Source organism: Tenacibaculum sp. TB-56, from assembly GCF_059716275.2.
In genome coordinates, this window is the sequence record NZ_CM201367.1 from 2384101 (window position 1) to 2400738 (window position 16638).

Consider the following 16638-nt stretch of genomic DNA (forward strand, 5'->3'; position numbering starts at 1 on the left):
AGGAATTAAAATGGTAAATCATCATCATAGGTGGATGATGCGATTGAGTTAGATTTCGGGCTTATATCATCTAAAAGGTCATAATCAATTTCTTTTAGGTAACGTGAAGGGTTGTCCTTATCACTTGAAAAAAGGAATAACTTATTTCTAGCCCTTGTCATACAGGTGTATAGTAATCTCCGTTCTGTAGAAATATGAAATTCATCGTCTTCTTCGATGAAACCTGGTGGATATGGTATTATATCATCGCTTAGGTCAAGAATAAAGACATTGTTGAACTCCAATCCTTTTATTGACGACATAGTACAAATCTTAACGCTATCACTACCATAATTAACTGGCTGACTTGATTTGACTAGTTCAGTTGAAAATCCGTTACTGTCAAGAAAACTTTTGATTTGTGAAACTCCATTTCTAGAACGATGAAGTACAACTGTACTCTGAATATTGTCGCTGTTTCTTAAATCAGTTAGTTGGTCGTCAAGATGCGAAAGCTGTTCATCGAAGTTAGAATAGTAAGCTATCTTAGGTTTTTCTCCACCTTTTAAGGCAGTTTCGACATTTGTAAATTCTGACTTGTCAATTTCTTTGTCTAAAAGTGATAATGCTGCTCTGGCTATATGAACTGAGTTTCTGTAGTTCTTTTTAAATTCAATTGTTCTACCACCACGAACATTAATACCTACTTCGCTCCAAACAAAACCACTTTTAAAAATGCGTTGTGCTGCATCTGCTATTATAGAAAGACTATTGGTTTCACTATCGACTAATTTTGATATAACAAGGATTTGAGCTTTGTTAAGGTCCTGTGCTTCATCAATTATGATGTGAGTATAAGGCTGAACAAAATTTGACTTTCTATTTATAATGTCTAATGCCATTATTGCGTAATCATCAAAATCTACTTTATCAATAGACTTGAGCTTTGCATTATAATCTTGGAATATTTTCCATATTACTTCTTTATCTTCTTTTGTGACACGGTCAGAAGTTCCCCTGCCTGTTCTTTTTGCCTCAATATATTCATCTCTTGTTCTGAAGTTTTTACCTTTCATCCAAGAAATTTCTTCCTGAAAAAATTCGGTTGACTTTGAAGCGATATTTTCAGTGCTAAATTTTCTTTTTAATGATGCAATTAAATCTGTTTGAGCACTACCACTTATCGTTTTCCAAGTTATTTTTCTTTGTCCATTTTCAAAAGTTTCTTTTCTAAGTGGAATGCCGTTCTGTTCAATGAAAGAAAATGCCCATTTGTGAAAATTGGTGATTTGTACATTCAGTCCATCAGCTGTTTTAGGTTTAATCTCATCGCTGTCTTTTTGATAACCTCCATTAATGTATGGCTTTATAGCTTCAATATATGCTGCTAAAGTTTTGTTGTAAGTAAATATTACAATCTTAGTCTCTTTAAAAAGATTTGCCTGAGTTTCTAAAAGGTGTTTTGCTCTGTAAAGTGCAACCGTTGTTTTTCCGCTTCCTGCAACTCCTTTAATCTGAATCGGGTTGGTTGGTGGTAAGAACAGTACTTTTTTCTGTTCGCCTTTGAGTGTAATTTTTTTTAGCATATCTATTCTCTTTTCTTGTGCTATATTTAATCAAATGACATTGATTTCCTTGGAACCCATTTATCTTTACTTTTATCGAATAGTAGTATTTCAAATTCCTGTGGGATGATGGATTTACATTTTATCTCAACTAAGCCTACTTTTTCAGATTCTATTGTTAGTATTTTATTACTTGATAAAAAAGGTTTTCGAACATTAAACTTGAAGTTCTCTCCAGTGTCAGAAAGTTTCTTCATTTGAGTTGACGACTTACAAATGATAGTTCCTGAATAACGTTCCAATGGCGCCCATCTTCCCTTATCCCCATACCAACCGCCTGAAATCACTTCAACCTTTGAAGGTAGCTCTTGATATTTTATTGGGTCGGTTACATAAATGCTAACGCCCCTACCTTCAACTAGATAATGCAGTCGGATGTTTTTTCCTTCTTCTACTATCTTGTAAATAAAAAACTGAGGTTCCTCCTTGAAATTTAATACCCAAGGAATGTTTTTGTTTTCAATATATTTTGGTTAGTTTAAACTCATACTATTTCTTTCTAAACGCTGGAAAAAACAGCTCTTTTGGTTTTTCAACGTTGGCTTTTATGTCGGCAAAAACAAATGTGCTGTTTGTGCGGTCGGCTTTTTTCAGCTTGTGGCCAATGGTTCGGGCTATGATGCGCTGCGTTAGAATCAGCCGCATCGGCTGAGCCGCGAGTTTGATTTGTCAGCTAAAGGTAATGATTCTTTTGAGAGAAAATTAATCTTGTTAACTCACTTATAGCAATGCCATTATAGCATCCATGAAAAAGCAGTAAGACGAGTATCTTTAAAGTTCACAAAAACATAAAGATATGAATACTCAAATTACTGCCGACACTAAATTATATATAGGAATTGACATACACAAGCGCAGCTGGAAAGTTCATTGTTCAACAGATCTATTTTCTGGCAAAAGTTTTAGTATGCCACCAGACCCTTTGCAATTGAAAGCTTATGTTGATAGACATTTTTCGGGATATGATGTAAGTACAGCTTATGAGGCAGGATGTTGTGGCTATTATGCCCATCGTTGTTTTGAGAGTTATGGCTGGCGCTCTTTAGTAGTTAATCCTGCCGATATCCATCGTAAGGGGAAAGAGCGTTTTACAAAGACCGATCGTATAGATGCACAGTTGATTAGTAGAGAATTGAAAGATGGTCGATTAAGTAGTATTTATGTGCCCGATGAGCATCGTGAAGCTTTGCGTAGTTTATTTCGTAGGCGTAATGATTTGGTAAAGGATTTTAGACGTATCAAGAGTTACATAAAAATGCAGTTGCTCTACTTTGGAATAAAAGTTCCAGAACAGTACGATAATGACCATTGGAGTCATGGTTTTCGGGGGTGGTTAGATGATATAATATTTGAATATGCAATAGCAAAAGCAAGCTTAGAGAGTAGGATGCGTTATTTTCGATTTGTAGATGAAGATTTACGTTTAGTTAGTAATCAGTTAAGAGCTTATTGTCGTAAGCATTTTAAGAAAGATTATTATTTGCTTAGAAGCATACCGGGTATTGGTGGAATTGTAGCTTGTGGAATTATTAGTGAATTAGGAGATTTACGCAGGTTTAATAGCATAAAACACTTGGCAGGTTATGTAGGGTTAGCTCCAGGTATTTATCAGAGTGGTGATAATTATAAAACGATAGGTATAACGCCACGAGCACATCGATTAATGCGATCATATTTTATAGAAGCCTCATGGCAGGCGATTCGAACAGACCCAGTGATGCAGCATTATTACCGAAAGCATTATGGTAAGGATACTAAGAAGATAATCATAAAGATAGCTCGTAAGTTACTTAGTAGAACTTTGGCCGTTATCAAAACAGAGACTCCTTATGAGATAGGAGTTATAGAATAGTATATAAATCAATAACAAAGCTCAGAAAAGAAGTATTTAGAGTCCATATCACAAAACAACGTGGGTGACTTCAAAATTAACCCGAAGATCACATTTTTATAGCAAGTGGCTGGACTTATTATAACTTATAATCATACAGATGCTGGTGACGACCAATAGAGTTGATCACATATAGGATGCGGAGCAAGTTATAAGGTATTGAAGTATTGATAATCCTTCGGAATTATCAACAATTCAACACCCTAAAATTATTATTATGTAAGAATTAAAAATAAATATAGTAACTTTGAAAAACTAGACTAGTGCTTTTCATAGGACACATTGTTAGCTACAGTTTTTTTATTCAAAAATGTCTTCTTTGTCGAGATTGTTTATTGAGTTTTTTCTAGCCCAGAGGAAGAAAACAAAGTGAATGAGAAGAAATATTCCCCAATAAATCGCAACCATAATAGATACATTCAAATTTTCATATTTCGAGCCAAATCCAAGTCCAATCCATAAAAGCGATATTCCGTTGTGAATTAAATAAGTTGTTAGATGGAATCTGAATCCAACATCATATATTGGTAAATATTCTCCGTCTTTTCGTCCAAAATACCAACCCGATGCAAACATTAGTAGTCCGTAAGTTACTGCTGAAATTGTAATTATGATCCCAAATTGATTTTCAATTCCATAACTCAAGAAATATCTGAAAATTATGGTCAGTACAGTTGCAGTCAATGTAAATTTTAATAAATATGGTGTAATTGTTTTCATTGTTCGTTTAATTTTAGAATATTTTTAATTTCGGTTGAGTAAAATAATTTGATATTTCTATTGACAAATTGATTGAAAAGTTCTTGACCAAGATTTGTCAAATAATAATATTTTCTGTCTGGACCTTTATTTCCTTCTTTCAAGTCGTAAGTCAAAACATCAATATGCTCGTATTTTCTTAATGCTCTGTATAGACTTTGCTCTTCACAACTAATTGTTCCGTCCGATTTCTTTTCAATGAAATTTTTAATTTCATCAACATACTTTTTGCTTTCTTGAAGAGCCATAAAAATCCAAAGTGTCAATTGACCTTTTTTATATGTGTTTTCCCAAGAAAGCAATAATTCATTTAGTTTTTTGTCATTTTTCATTATTACTTTATTTGTATTAAACAACTTGAATAATACAAATGTAACAATATTTTTAATTATGACAAATTAACTTCTAAATTTCAGGAAATTAAGGTTGAGGGTTGGGCAAAATTGTAGCTAACGGTCTCGGCTATGAGTAGTTGCGTGGGTAAGTTACAAACTTTGAAAGTACACACCAAACTGAAAATCCGCAAGGATTTTCAGAAGTAGGCGAGAACAAGCAATTACTTATAGCCATTGTTGTGTGTAGTGCTTTTTTATTCAGTTGCTAAATCCATTTTTTGGTTCAGCAATTCCACGTTGAAATTAATTTTTGCGTTTAATGCTTTGAATACTTTTAAAATCGTCTCGAACCTTGCGTCTGTCAGATTATTCTCGATTTTGGAAATCTGTGCTTTTTTTACTCCGATTAATTCTCCGAGTTGGGTTTGTGTCAGTTTTCTTTCTTTTCGAGCTTGCTTAATTGCTTCTCCGATTAAGTCAAGTCGCAATTCGTTTTCATAAGCATCTCTTTCCGCTGTACCTTTTTTACCAAGGTATTTGTCTTTTACTTCGTCAAGTGTGTATGTTTTCATTACTTCTTGTTTTTGCTTTCAAAATACTTGTTCATTAATTCGGTCGCTTTGTCAATTTCCTTTTTCGGTGTTTTTTGAGTTTTTTTGACAATTCCGTGAGTAGCAATTACTATAGTCACTTTATTATCCGTTTTGTCCCAAAATGCGAAAAGTCGGTATTGTTTTTTGTTGTACAAAGTCCGAAATTCCCAAATATCTGAAGTCAGTTTTTTAAAGAGCGTATTGTCGGTTTTAACTTTTGCTCTGTCAATATTGAAAAGTATTTTCTTTCGAGCCTTTTCATCGAGTGTATCCAAGAATTCAAAAACTTCTTTCAGGAACTCAACTTTAAATTTTTCCGTCATTCAGATATTGGTTTGCTACAAAGATAAAAGTTTCCTTTTTAGTAAACAAATTTTATTCCAAAAACGATTTTCTCGCATTACACACAACGGTCTCGTATAACCGTCAGTTACGGGTTAAAGTACGCAAATTTTTCGGTTAAGCACAGACGTTAGCAATTCCGAGTGGATTCGGACATAGTCGAATCCGCCGTAATTGCGGTTATACATTGTTGTGGTGTCGTTATTTTTCATTCGCAAATTTATCCTTAATTGCTTTTTCAACTCGAATCAATAAAAATACGACCATTAATATCATTAATCCTAGTCCTAAAAACATTCCGATTTTAGCATCAGGTTTAAATATTAATCCAAAAATCGAACTCAAAGTCAAAAGTGCACCAAGTTTAATCATTTCAAAAGAAGAGTATTTTTGAGAAAAATCCCATCTCTCTTGATTTTTCATTGAGCTTGAAGTTCTATATCCATAAAGTCCATTTATTTTTTTCGGTGGAAACTTTAGCATTAAAAACCCTGCAAGCATAAAAATTATTCCAGACGATGACGGAATTAAAAATAAGGGATTGTCAAATGGCAAATTCATTATTAATTTTCGATTTTATATTTCTTCGAGTTTGATTTAATCAACAAATATGGTATTCCGATAATCATTGAAGTCCAAAAGGCATAGTTTTGAATACTTTGGTTTTCAGTCAATTTAGCAATTAAGTAACCCAAAATGGTAATTATAGCCATTCTGAACATTACATTTCCGAATAAATTTACTATCCCTTTAATGTTGTATTTTTCTTTTTCTTCTTTTGGCATTGTATTGTAGCCAGCAACCAGCCAATACATTTTTCCGTATTTTATTAAAATTCCAAGAACTATAAAAATTATTGCTGCTACTATCATTCTAAAATATTTTAAGTTTTCCGTTGTTTTCTATACGTTCGGTCATAATGCACCACAACGGTTTTGTGTATGAGTAGTAGCGGATTAAAATGCTATTACTTTTTCGGATAGCAAGATATATAATAAATGCAATAACGCTTCAAGTTTGTACTTAAACCGCTATTACTTATACACCGTGTTGGTAGCCGTTGTGTTTTCTACCATCATATCTTTTTCAATAAATTCAACATTTTCTCCGTTTTGATTGCTCGTATTTTCAAAACGAATAATTAAAGATTTACCAAAAAAGAAATTTTTATTATTCATTACTTGAAAATGCAAATGAGGTTCAGTTGAACGCCCAGAATTCCCACATAGTGCAATTTCCTGACCTTTTTCCACTATATCACTGACCTTAACTATTATCGAGTCTTTTTTTAAATGAGCATAAAAACTATATTCATTATTCTGATGTTCAATTATAATATAATTTCCTGCTATATTGTTAGTCTTCCAATCAACTGAAAAATCTCCTACTTTATTGTAATCTCTAGTTTTATTATTTATAGCTACTACTTTACCTTTAGAAGAAGCAATTATTGGACTACCAAAACAAAAATAGTTTTGAATATTATTTTTGTTTTTTAAATATGTTTTCTCTTTTTCATTCTGAATAACAAAGTCATAAGCATATCGTTGAGTAATCAATTCCCAAGAATGTGAATTTTCTTTATTGGTACCACCGTTTGCTACAAGCCATTTTTCCTTAAATGGTAGTATATACTTATTAGCTGTTTGAACTTTATTTGTTTTTATTACTCTTAGGTATAATTCTCCGAAAATTTGTTTTATAACTTGAACTAAAATAAATGGATTAAAATTTGACAAAAAATCTGTCTTATAAAACTCCTTGTATTTTTTATCTTTTTGTTTATTGTTCCTATGTGAGAATGCCAATAAAAAAAATAAAGTTAATAATAAAAACCAAGGACTATACTTTCTCAATACAATGCCTAACACACCAATCCAAGAAAAAACACTAACATCAATTTTTCTCATAATATAAATTTTTCTCTAATATTTTTACTAGGTACAGAGCAATTATTTTTAATAATATTCTTTCTGAAATTTGAAATTATACTATAAAAATAATCTCTTATCTTTTTGGGGATAAGTTTAAGTATTTTACCAATTATCCTATATTTTGGCAGAGCTAATAAAATTTTAATAAAAGCTTCAGATTTATCATAAAAGTATTGACGGTCAATTAAAAGAATAGTCTCGTTTGCTTTTAATGGATTAATATTAAAATTCTCTAAAATTTTTAATCCAAATTTGGATTGATTGGAAACTAACTTAAATTTATTTTCAGTGTCGTTGTTTGCTATAAAAATCATAGTATGATTACAAAAACCACAATCCCCATCAAAAATTATGTATTTATAGTTTGACTTTTCCATTTTAATATTCGTTTTGTTTTTAAGAAAATATTATCCCAGTCTTCATTTGTTAGGAAAAACCCATAAATCATAATAAATAGAATTTCAAAATCATAAATCATCATAAAGAAGTATATACCTAAATGCAAAAAAATACCTGAAAATAATAGTGGATTTCTAAACTTCTTATTCCAAATCAAGATTGGGAATAGTAATTCAAATGCAAGTGTGAAATAAGTTGAAAAAGCTATGAAGAAGGAATTTTTAGAAAAAAGATAATTAAAAGGGCTGTTATATCTTTCAAGATTTAAAATATAATAATTTGCAACACCATTGTACCACATATCTGAATGGATTTTATGAATAAATGACACAAAATATACTAAGCATAAATGAATCATAATTGAGTAAACTGCTAGATTACTTATAAAGTTTGATAGTTTATTTAAGTTAATGTTTTTATATTTTAGTTTTTTAAAAGAAAGAAAATCGTATGAATTTGTGAAAATTAAATACAAACATAAATACGTGAGTAAATTATCGCCTCCATTACTGTAGAGATAAATTAATTCCCCATTGAAATAAATACAAATAAATAATAAAAAAACAGTCAACCTCTTACCTATACCAAATGCAAAAAGCAAAGATAAAATAACAGTTAAAATTATTATTATAGGAATATTACCTATCGAATAATCTAAAAAAGGAAATATTTGAAGTATAGGGCTTTTAGCATCAATTAAATCTCCATAGATTAAGGAGATTGAGCCCCAACCTAAATATGTCTTTTTGATAATGTGAAAACATATATAAACTCTGAATAAGGGCAAATAATTAGAGAAATAATTTTTCTCGCTCAAATAATCAATTATTCTTGAAACTTTTCCCATTTGTTTGTTTTTAAATTGTAGTAATTACTCTTAAAGAAAGGGTACTCTTTTCTTACCAAATCTTTTTTATATCTATCTTTAAATTTTGGAAGGTCTTTTGCACCCAATATTATTTGAACTTTTGTATCTGTCAATTCTTTTAAACTGGCAAATATTTTTGCGTGTTTAATTAGTGTTGATAGGTTTGGCGAAGTATTAAAGTCATCTCTCACATTATCGATGTATTTTTGAAAACAATCAGAATAATCAGGTATAGTATCACAATTTCCTTTTATTTTATATATATCGTAACTTTCTCTTATTAAATCTCCAATTGGACTTGATAGATTATGAAGGATATAATCTAAGTTTGATAATTCATCATCAAAAGGGTATTGTATTTTTCTTTTTTTATGAATATTTTCAAATACCTCATATACAGTTATTTTAGTAGAATCTTTTAGGTCAGTATATACATAATATAATCTGTCATCATAATCTGGTGGTGGTGCGAAAAAACCCCATCTTTGATAAAATATACCATCCCATTTTTTATAAAGGTCGTAATTCTGTACAATAGGCAAACTACTGTCGGGCAAGTTAAAAAAGAAATTAGCGCCCCACCATAAAGTAAATACTCCTAGTATTATTAGTTTTATCATTTTCATAATAAATTCAGAATAAAAAGTTGCCCCATTATTCAATAAATGGAGCAACTTAATTAATAATTACAGTTGGGCAAGTTTACTTTCTTGAATAAGATTATTATCTATTTCAAGGTTAACTAAATTATCTTTAGCTCTTGTTAAAGGCCAAAGTGCAACAGCAGCATATACAGCTTCTCTACTTGATTTTTGCCAAGCTTTTACAGCTAAACGCCCTGCTGCTCTCGCTAATCCAGTAACTGCTTGTTTATCTGGTTGGTCAATATTGGAATTAATTTGCATCTGATTGAAATTTTCCAAATTTGACAACTGCTTTTCATTTGTTTCAATACTTTTAAAAGAAAACAAAGAAAAACATAACATACAAGCTAGAGTTAGTAAACTCCCTTTTTTAATTAAAGACATAATATTAAAATTTAGATTTACCTTCATTATCGTATTCAGGTATTACGCCTACTTCTTGATAAGGTGGTTTCGGTTCCCCACCTTCGGCAACCATTGAAAGAATCTAAATCAGTCTATTTTTAATATCCAAAGAGTGGATTTCTCTGACCGTTAGTTTGTTTAAATGGCTACCAACTAGTTTATATACGTATATTTTTGCTTTATAGCTTCCTTTTTTGGAAGGATATGCGGAATAATAATTGTTTTTTATACGACTATGATTCAGCAATTTTTAAAAGCAATTTTTTCATTTAAACCAAAAATAATATAAAATTTATAAATTTTCAAAAGGATTTTTAATATTTGATAATTTCTTGCTAGAAACATGCGTGTAAATCATCGTGGTTTTCGGACTACTATGCCCTAACAACTCTTGAATATAGCGAATATCAGTGCCGTTTTCTAACAAATGTGTAGCAAAACTATGACGTAAAGTATGTAAAGTAACAGGTTTATGAATTCCTGCTAAGTATAAGCTCTTTTTTAATACTTTTTGCGAGCTCGTAGCCGAATACATCAACCCATTTTTTCCTTCAAATAAAAAATGGGTAGGTTTGTATTGCTTATAATATGTTCGTAACAATGTTAAAAATGAAGGAGCCAATAATGTGTATCGATCTTTTTTACCTTTTGCATTTTTAATATGAATAAGCATTCTTTTACTATCAATATCCTTTAACGTTAATTGTAAGGCTTCACCAATTCGCAATCCGCCAGAATACAATAAGCTAAGCAGGGTTTTGTGTTTTAAATTATGAGTGTTGTCTAATAACAACTTAACTTCCGAAAGACTTAAAACCACAGGTAATTTCTTTTCTTTTTTAGGACGTTGAATAGCTAAGCTCTCTATTTCTAAGTTTTTATATTCTAAATATTTTTTAATACCGTTAATACATTGATTTTGGTAAGAAATAGATCGGTTTTTTCGTACAATAAAATCGTAATTAAATTGCTCTATTAGCCTTTTGTTATAGTCAAAGTTGTTTTTTAAAACACAATATTTAATAAAAAAGTGAGCTACTTCAATATAAGTATTTACAGTATTTTCACTATACCTTTTTTCTTGAAGCCAACGTTTAAATCGTTTTATATCAGTCAATTTTTCATAAGGAATAATAACCGTGTGTATATCATTTTTTTGAGGAAGAGAATTTATGACGCTCCAATTGTTGTTTTTTATATGTTGAAGAAGTTTCTCTTCATTTTTTAATGAATAAGGAATGTAAAAAGTTTTATGAGTTTTACTCCATTTTACCGTTTCAATAGATTTTATAGATGTCTTTATATCATCATGATAGCCAAATTTAATAGCAATTTGTAAATGTCCTTTATGATTAAATTGGCATAAGGTAATTTCTTTGGATAACTTTTTCATACTGCAACTATTACACTATCAAAAATAGCAAAAAAATATTTTATTTGATAATAAGGACTTTATAAGCACAATTGTTAAAACTCTCGTTGTCGTTTGGCTTCAAAAGTTAAGATAGCTGCAGCAACCGATACATTCATGGAATCAATTTCACCTTGCATTGGGATGTTAATATTTTGAGTAGCCTCGTCTCGCCAAATTTGTGTTAAGCCTGTAGCTTCGGTACCTACTACCAAAGCCGTAGCTTTTGTGTAGTCGTTTTTATGGTATTCGTTTGAGTTTTGTAGCGTAGCACTATAAATATGGATGTTGTGCTTTTGTAAAAAAGCAATAATTTCTTCAGAAGAACCTACACCAATTTGATTGGTAAACACACAGCCTACACTAGAGCGAATGATGTTGGGATTGAATATATCCGATTTAGGATTTGCAATAAAAACAGCATCTACATTCGCAGCATCGGCAGTACGTAACATAGCACCAATATTTCCTGGTTTTTCAATACCTTCCATAACCAACACGAGTGGGGTAGTGGTGTTGAATTCAATAGCGTCTAAATCAAAACTTTTAGATTTAACCACAGCAATAATGCCTTCTGTAGTATCACGATAGGCAAGTTTTTGATATACTTCTTTTGTAATTTCGATGCAATTAGCCGTTTGATTTTTTATTTCAGTTAGATTTTCTTCTGAGAAAAGTTCAGGTACAAAAAGTACAGTGTCAATTTTATATCCACCTTTGAGTACTAACGAAATTTCGCGTTGTCCTTCAACTAAAAAAAGTCCTTTTTTCTTACGTTCACGCGATTTTTCTTGAAGCTTTAAAAGCTCTTTTATATAGGCGTTTTGTGTACTGCTAATCTGTTTCATTCTTGCAAAAATACGAATATAGACTTAATCAATTACCTAGAGAGAAATACATGAGTATAGAAAAGAAATGATTTAAAGTCAAGTTGCAGGAAATTAACTGTTTGGCTGTAGTTTTAGAATAAAAAAAGCTCGGTTGCCCGAGCTTTTTTGAGAAAAAATTATTGTCATTTCAAACATAAGTGAAATGGAAGGAGAAATCTTAAGTTCCAATAGTGTTTAATCTTAAGAAAAAAACTTACTCATTTTAATGAGATTTCTCACTATCGTTCGAAATGACTAAGTCAATTTAGAAAGATGTTTTATTGATTCTTATACTTATCAGAATAACGTTTCCATAATTTGGTTTGGTGCGATTCTAAACTAATCTTTCTTCCTTGAATAAAAGCTTCGTTTAAAATATTTGTACGCATATCTAAAGCATCTCCTTCAGAAATAAATAGGGTAGCATCTTTACCAACTTCTAAAGTACCTACTTTATCATCAATTCCTAATATCTTGGCATTATTACCTGTAATTAGCTGAACTGCTTTTTCTTTATCTAATCCGTAAGCAGCGTAAGTACCTGCATAAAAAGGAAGGTTACGTGTACTCATACGTTCCATTTCTCCTTCCATACCTAAACCTACTAAGATACCTGCATCAGCTAATATTTTAGCAGCACGATAAGGTCTGTCATAATCAGTATCTTCACTATTAGGTAAACGGTGCGCACGTTCTAAAATAACAGGAATGTTGTTAGTGTTTAATAAATCGGCTACTTTTTCAGCCTCTTGTCCGCGAACAATAACGATGTTTTTAATACCTAATTCTTTACAAGTATTAACCGCATCGGTAATTCCTTTTTTACCAGATACGTGTACAAACATTTTTTGAGAACCGTTTAAAACACCTTGTAAAGACTCATAAGGTAAGTTTTTAGTAGACTTATTGCTAGCTAAATAACTTTTTGCGTTGGCAAAAAAGTCTTTAAATTCCTCAATGTTTTTTTGATAGTCTTTATTTGGTTTTAAACCAGGATCTTCTCCCATCCACCAACGACCACGGCTAAAAGCATTAGGCCAATTCATGTGAATTCCGTCATCAGTTTTGATAGAAGCGTCTTCCCAATTCCAAGCATCTAGTTGAACGATAGAAGAGGTACCAGAGATAACTCCGCCACGGGGCGCTACTTGTGCCATTAACACTCCGTTAGGACGCATCGTTTCTACTACTTTGCTTTCGGTATTGTAAGCTATAATACTACGGATGTGAGGCAACATGGTACCAACTTCGTCAACATCTCTTGTAGCACGAACGGCATCTATTTCAGCTAATCCTAAAGAGGTGTTTGCAGCAATAAATCCTGGATATACATGTTTTCCTTTTGCATCAATAACGGTACCCATGCGGGCAATTTTCATTTTAGCACTTCCTACAAACTTAATTTTTCCGTTAGAGAACATAATTAAAGAGTTTTCAATCACTTCTCCATTACCTAAATGTGCCGTAGCACCTTCAATAGAATAATCTTGAGTTTGCTTAGGTGCTGGTGTTTGTTGGGCTAGTATGTTTCCTAAGAATAAGAAACATACCAAACTATATATTAATTTAATTTTCATGTTTTGTATTTTTAAGTTCTTATTCTGTATCACAGTGAAATAATTTTTGAGTTTTTTTCTTAGGAGCTTGTGTTTTACCACCTTTTAACTTCTCTTGTAACATCATGTTGATCAATTTAGCACGTTCTGCTTTGATAGCTTTACGTTTTTCTAAATCTTTTTCAATATCGAAGTACATTGCTCCATCAATAATTGTTTTCTCTGCTTTTGAGTACACAGATAAAGGGTTTCCGCTCCATAGAACTACATCGGCATCTTTACCTACTTTAATACTGCCTGTACGATCGTTTAAGTGTAATAATTTTGCAGGATTGATAGTTACTGTAGCCCAAGCTTCTTGTTCGCTCATTCCACCGTACTTTATCAATTTAGCAGCTTCTTGGTTTAATCTACGAGACATTTCAGCATCATCAGAATTAATAGCAACGGTAACTCCTTGGTTGTGCATAATTGCCGCGTTGTAAGGAATAGCGTCGTTTACTTCATATTTGTATGCCCACCAGTCAGAGAAAGTAGAACCACCAGCTCCGTGTTCTTTCATTTTATCAGCAAGTTTATATCCTTCTAAAATATGAGTAAATGTGTTGATGTTAAAGTTGAATTGTTCAGCTACCTTCATCAACATATTAATTTCTGATTGAACGTAAGAGTGACATGAAATGAAACGCTCTTTGTTAATGATTTCTGCTAAGGTTTCTAACTCAATATCTTTACGATATGGTTGTCCACTTTTCTTTTTAGCATCGTATTCTTTAGCTCTTTGGAAGTAATCGATATATACTTGCTCAACTCCCATACGAGTTTGTGGGAAACGAATGGTGTTAGAATCTCCCCAGTTAGATTGTTTTACGTTTTCACCTAAAGCAAACTTGATAAATTTAGGGGTATTGTTGTATAATAATCCGTCAGCATTTTCTCCCCATTTTAGTTTAATGATAGCAGAGCGTCCTCCAATAGGATTGGCTGAACCATGTAAAATTTGAATAGAAGTAACACCACCAGCGATGTTTCTATAAATATTAATATCGTTAGGATTAATCACATCTTCAATAGTTACTTCAGCAGAAGAATTATGACCTGATTCGTTAATTGCTGACGCAGCAATATGTGAGTGTTCATCAATAATACCAGCGGTAAGGTACTTACCTGTTCCGTCAATTACTTTTGTACCTCTACTAGATAAATTTGATCCTATTTTTGAAATTTTTCCGTCTTTGATTAACACGTCAGTATTGTTCAATACTTCGTTGTTTTCAGAAGTCCAAACAGTAGCATTTTTAATTAAAATAGTTTCGTTTTGAGGCTTAGCAGCGTTACCATAACCTACATTAGGGAAAGAAACAGCAAAAACTTCAGGTGTTTTGTCGTCTTTTTTCTTGTCTTTCTTTTTCTCGTCTACTTTTGAATTATAAGTAGCTGACCATTTACTTTCGTTTCCGTTATTATCAATAGCGGTACCTTTAATTTGTTTATTGTCTAATTGACCAGTTAAGCGTGTAAAATTATCACCTTCTCTTAAAGTAATGTTTATCCAATCATTAGCAAATGAAAAGTTTGAGTTGATTTTCTCTTCACCTTTTTTAATTTCTGCAGTTTGTTTAGCTCCTGAACCTGTAATTGCCATGGTATACGTTGAACCATTAACATTTAAGGCATAATTACCCGTAATATCTTTGATATCCATTGGATTGATAACATTCTTAGCTCCTTGAACCCAGTTTTCAAATAGGGTAGTTTTTGAATCAAAAATATCTCCAGAAGTAATTAAAAAGTTAGCATAGCTTCCAGCTTTTAAGTTTCCTATTTTAGTATTATTTAAAATGTTAGCAGGAACCGTTGTCAATGCTTCTAAAGCAGTAGTTTTATCTAGCCCGTGAGCAATAGCTTTTTGTAAGTTAGTGCTAAAATCTTTTACATTTTTTAAATCGTGTGTAGTTAAAGCAAAAGGAATTTTATTTTGAGCAAAAACAGCAGGATTTGAAGGCTCTTGATTCCAAGCGCGCATATCACTCAACGCAATTTTATCCGTTAAAAATGGGTTAGATACATCGTAAGCTTTTCTAAAATTAATAGGAAGGATATAAGTAGCATTGGTTGCTTTTATATCATTAATTCTTTCGTACTCATTTCCTCCACCTAAGATAGTGTATTGAATACCGAATTCATCTCCAATTTTATCAGCTCGTAAATTATCTAAATAACCACCTGCATTAAAAATTTGTGGTAAGTTTTTGTTATTATTTAAAGCTTCTAAAGCTAAGTCAGTATTTTTAGCATTTCCATTAGCATACCAATCAGCATCTAAATAGGTTTGGCGCAGTAAAGCCATAGCTCCCATACGTGAAGTTGGGTAACTTTGACGTGATTTTACACTTTTAGAAAACGACAAGTAGTTCCCTGATTTTTTATCTAGAATTCGATACGCGTCAGTATTGTTAGGATTTAAGGCAACTAGCATTCCGTTACCTCGCATTATACCGTCTGCTACGTGTGTATTAACAGCACCGAAACCAGCAGCTAATAATTCTTTAGCTTTTTTAGCGTCAAATTTGAATTCTGAAGCAGGATCTATATCAGGACGAATATGATCGTTCCAATAATATCCTTTTCTGCCAGCATCGTATTGAGGTCCTTGTCCGCGACCACCTTCTCTTTTTGGTTTTTCAATACCAAAAGTGGTATAAACATCTACAAAAGAAGGATAAATAGATTTGCCATCAAGATCGATAGATTGTGCTTCGTTAGGAATGGAAACAGATTTTCCTACAGAAACCACTTTTCCGTCTTTTACAAGTAATGTTCCTTTTTTTATTACTTGATTAGGAGTAACATAAATGGTAGCATTGGTAAATGCATACACATTGTTTTTAGATGACTTTACCCCAGTATTGGTAGGAAAGTACTCTTGCGCAAAAGAACTACTAATACACAAGGATAAGAGTAAGAATAGTATTTTTTTCATTGATTATTGAGTTGATTAGTTCATAAAAGTATACAGTAAAAAAGA

The 16638-nt window shown here is 31.8% G+C and carries 18 protein-coding genes; 1 reads left to right on the forward strand and 17 read right to left on the reverse strand.

Annotated elements, in window-relative coordinates; all coding sequences use genetic code 11:
* Window positions 1-5: 5 nt before the first annotated feature.
* Window positions 6-1565 carry a UvrD-helicase domain-containing protein gene (locus AC3VI6_RS11415; RefSeq protein ID WP_497706271.1) on the reverse strand — a complete coding sequence of 520 codons (1560 nt, stop codon included), beginning with the start codon at window positions 1563-1565 and terminating at the stop codon, window positions 6-8.
* Between the two features lie 26 nt (window positions 1566-1591).
* Complete coding sequence (locus tag AC3VI6_RS11420) at window positions 1592-1801, reverse strand: hypothetical protein (RefSeq protein WP_497706272.1); 210 nt, start codon at window positions 1799-1801, stop codon at window positions 1592-1594.
* 599 nt (window positions 1802-2400) lie between these two features.
* On the opposite strand from AC3VI6_RS11420, the gene AC3VI6_RS11425 reads away from it, so the two are divergent.
* Window positions 2401-3456, forward strand: a complete 1056-nt coding sequence (locus AC3VI6_RS11425; RefSeq protein ID WP_497704953.1) for an IS110 family RNA-guided transposase — start codon at window positions 2401-2403, stop codon at window positions 3454-3456.
* Between the two features lie 339 nt (window positions 3457-3795).
* Here AC3VI6_RS11425 and AC3VI6_RS11430 read toward each other — a convergent pair whose 3' ends face one another.
* The 15 genes from AC3VI6_RS11430 to AC3VI6_RS11500 all read right to left on the reverse strand — a co-directional run bounded on the left by AC3VI6_RS11430 (window position 3796) and on the right by AC3VI6_RS11500 (window position 16593).
* Complete coding sequence (locus AC3VI6_RS11430; protein WP_110476674.1) at window positions 3796-4215, reverse strand: hypothetical protein; 420 nt, start codon at window positions 4213-4215, stop codon at window positions 3796-3798.
* Window positions 4212-4586, reverse strand: coding sequence for a PadR family transcriptional regulator (locus AC3VI6_RS11435; RefSeq protein ID WP_497706273.1), 375 nt, complete (start codon window positions 4584-4586; stop codon window positions 4212-4214). Before AC3VI6_RS11435 ends, AC3VI6_RS11430 begins: the two co-directional genes overlap by 4 nt.
* 257 nt (window positions 4587-4843) lie before the next feature.
* The gene (gene relB, locus AC3VI6_RS11440) at window positions 4844-5161 is read right to left on the reverse strand and encodes a type II toxin-antitoxin system RelB family anti-toxin (protein ID WP_497706274.1); all 318 of its coding nucleotides are present in this window, start codon (window positions 5159-5161) and stop codon (window positions 4844-4846) included.
* On the reverse strand, window positions 5161-5505 hold the full coding sequence (locus tag AC3VI6_RS11445) for a type II toxin-antitoxin system RelE/ParE family toxin (protein WP_497706275.1): 345 nt from the start codon (window positions 5503-5505) through the stop codon (window positions 5161-5163). The genes relB and AC3VI6_RS11445 overlap by 1 nt, the downstream gene beginning before the upstream one ends.
* 220 nt (window positions 5506-5725) lie before the next feature.
* Window positions 5726-6085: an SdpI family protein gene (locus tag AC3VI6_RS11450; RefSeq protein ID WP_497706276.1), complete on the reverse strand. Its 360-nt coding sequence runs from the start codon at window positions 6083-6085 to the stop codon at window positions 5726-5728.
* A gap of 2 nt (window positions 6086-6087) precedes the next feature.
* Complete coding sequence (locus tag AC3VI6_RS11455; RefSeq protein ID WP_497706277.1) at window positions 6088-6396, reverse strand: DUF3784 domain-containing protein; 309 nt, start codon at window positions 6394-6396, stop codon at window positions 6088-6090.
* Window positions 6397-6558: 162 nt separating this feature from the next.
* Window positions 6559-7434 (reverse strand): M23 family metallopeptidase, encoded by an 876-nt coding sequence (locus tag AC3VI6_RS11460; RefSeq protein WP_497706278.1) that lies wholly within the window; start codon window positions 7432-7434, stop codon window positions 6559-6561.
* A complete protein-coding gene (locus AC3VI6_RS11465; RefSeq protein ID WP_497706279.1) occupies window positions 7431-7835 on the reverse strand; it encodes a thiol-disulfide oxidoreductase DCC family protein in 405 nt (134 codons plus the stop codon). The genes AC3VI6_RS11460 and AC3VI6_RS11465 overlap by 4 nt, the downstream gene beginning before the upstream one ends.
* Window positions 7808-8704, reverse strand: a complete 897-nt coding sequence (locus AC3VI6_RS11470; protein WP_497706280.1) for an HTTM domain-containing protein — start codon at window positions 8702-8704, stop codon at window positions 7808-7810. Before AC3VI6_RS11470 ends, AC3VI6_RS11465 begins: the two co-directional genes overlap by 28 nt.
* The gene (locus tag AC3VI6_RS11475) at window positions 8683-9345 is read right to left on the reverse strand and encodes a hypothetical protein (protein ID WP_497706281.1); all 663 of its coding nucleotides are present in this window, start codon (window positions 9343-9345) and stop codon (window positions 8683-8685) included. Before AC3VI6_RS11475 ends, AC3VI6_RS11470 begins: the two co-directional genes overlap by 22 nt.
* Before the next feature lie 66 nt (window positions 9346-9411).
* The gene (locus AC3VI6_RS11480; protein WP_497706282.1) at window positions 9412-9753 is read right to left on the reverse strand and encodes a hypothetical protein; all 342 of its coding nucleotides are present in this window, start codon (window positions 9751-9753) and stop codon (window positions 9412-9414) included.
* A 313-nt stretch (window positions 9754-10066) separates the two neighbouring features.
* Window positions 10067-11167: a tyrosine-type recombinase/integrase gene (locus AC3VI6_RS11485; protein WP_299033464.1), complete on the reverse strand. Its 1101-nt coding sequence runs from the start codon at window positions 11165-11167 to the stop codon at window positions 10067-10069.
* A 74-nt stretch (window positions 11168-11241) separates the two neighbouring features.
* Window positions 11242-12033 (reverse strand): TrmH family RNA methyltransferase, encoded by a 792-nt coding sequence (locus tag AC3VI6_RS11490; protein WP_497706283.1) that lies wholly within the window; start codon window positions 12031-12033, stop codon window positions 11242-11244.
* Window positions 12034-12332: 299 nt separating this feature from the next.
* On the reverse strand, window positions 12333-13631 hold the full coding sequence (locus AC3VI6_RS11495) for an amidohydrolase family protein (protein WP_497706284.1): 1299 nt from the start codon (window positions 13629-13631) through the stop codon (window positions 12333-12335).
* A 19-nt stretch (window positions 13632-13650) separates the two neighbouring features.
* Complete coding sequence (locus tag AC3VI6_RS11500; protein WP_497706285.1) at window positions 13651-16593, reverse strand: amidohydrolase family protein; 2943 nt, start codon at window positions 16591-16593, stop codon at window positions 13651-13653.
* Window positions 16594-16638 lie beyond the last annotated feature (45 nt).

Excerpts from the sequence above, each read along its gene's own strand:
- AC3VI6_RS11485 (WP_299033464.1), bottom strand. The coding sequence starts at position 11,167 with ATGAAAAAGTTATCCAAAGAAATTACCTTATGCCAATTTAATCATAAA.
- AC3VI6_RS11415 (WP_497706271.1), bottom strand. The coding sequence starts at position 1,565 with ATGCTAAAAAAAATTACACTCAAAGGCGAACAGAAAAAAGTACTGTTC.
- AC3VI6_RS11470 (WP_497706280.1), bottom strand. The coding sequence starts at position 8,704 with ATGGGAAAAGTTTCAAGAATAATTGATTATTTGAGCGAGAAAAATTAT.
- AC3VI6_RS11425 (WP_497704953.1), top strand. The coding sequence starts at position 2,401 with ATGAATACTCAAATTACTGCCGACACTAAATTATATATAGGAATTGAC.
- AC3VI6_RS11490 (WP_497706283.1), bottom strand. The coding sequence starts at position 12,033 with ATGAAACAGATTAGCAGTACACAAAACGCCTATATAAAAGAGCTTTTA.
- AC3VI6_RS11500 (WP_497706285.1), bottom strand. The coding sequence starts at position 16,593 with ATGAAAAAAATACTATTCTTACTCTTATCCTTGTGTATTAGTAGTTCT.
- AC3VI6_RS11420 (WP_497706272.1), bottom strand. The coding sequence starts at position 1,801 with ATGAAGAAACTTTCTGACACTGGAGAGAACTTCAAGTTTAATGTTCGA.
- AC3VI6_RS11450 (WP_497706276.1), bottom strand. The coding sequence starts at position 6,085 with ATGAATTTGCCATTTGACAATCCCTTATTTTTAATTCCGTCATCGTCT.
- AC3VI6_RS11475 (WP_497706281.1), bottom strand. The coding sequence starts at position 9,345 with ATGATAAAACTAATAATACTAGGAGTATTTACTTTATGGTGGGGCGCT.
- AC3VI6_RS11435 (WP_497706273.1), bottom strand. The coding sequence starts at position 4,586 with ATGAAAAATGACAAAAAACTAAATGAATTATTGCTTTCTTGGGAAAAC.
- AC3VI6_RS11460 (WP_497706278.1), bottom strand. The coding sequence starts at position 7,434 with ATGAGAAAAATTGATGTTAGTGTTTTTTCTTGGATTGGTGTGTTAGGC.
- relB (WP_497706274.1), bottom strand. The coding sequence starts at position 5,161 with ATGAAAACATACACACTTGACGAAGTAAAAGACAAATACCTTGGTAAA.
- AC3VI6_RS11495 (WP_497706284.1), bottom strand. The coding sequence starts at position 13,631 with ATGAAAATTAAATTAATATATAGTTTGGTATGTTTCTTATTCTTAGGA.
- AC3VI6_RS11465 (WP_497706279.1), bottom strand. The coding sequence starts at position 7,835 with ATGGAAAAGTCAAACTATAAATACATAATTTTTGATGGGGATTGTGGT.
- AC3VI6_RS11445 (WP_497706275.1), bottom strand. The coding sequence starts at position 5,505 with ATGACGGAAAAATTTAAAGTTGAGTTCCTGAAAGAAGTTTTTGAATTC.
- AC3VI6_RS11480 (WP_497706282.1), bottom strand. The coding sequence starts at position 9,753 with ATGTCTTTAATTAAAAAAGGGAGTTTACTAACTCTAGCTTGTATGTTA.
- AC3VI6_RS11430 (WP_110476674.1), bottom strand. The coding sequence starts at position 4,215 with ATGAAAACAATTACACCATATTTATTAAAATTTACATTGACTGCAACT.
- AC3VI6_RS11455 (WP_497706277.1), bottom strand. The coding sequence starts at position 6,396 with ATGATAGTAGCAGCAATAATTTTTATAGTTCTTGGAATTTTAATAAAA.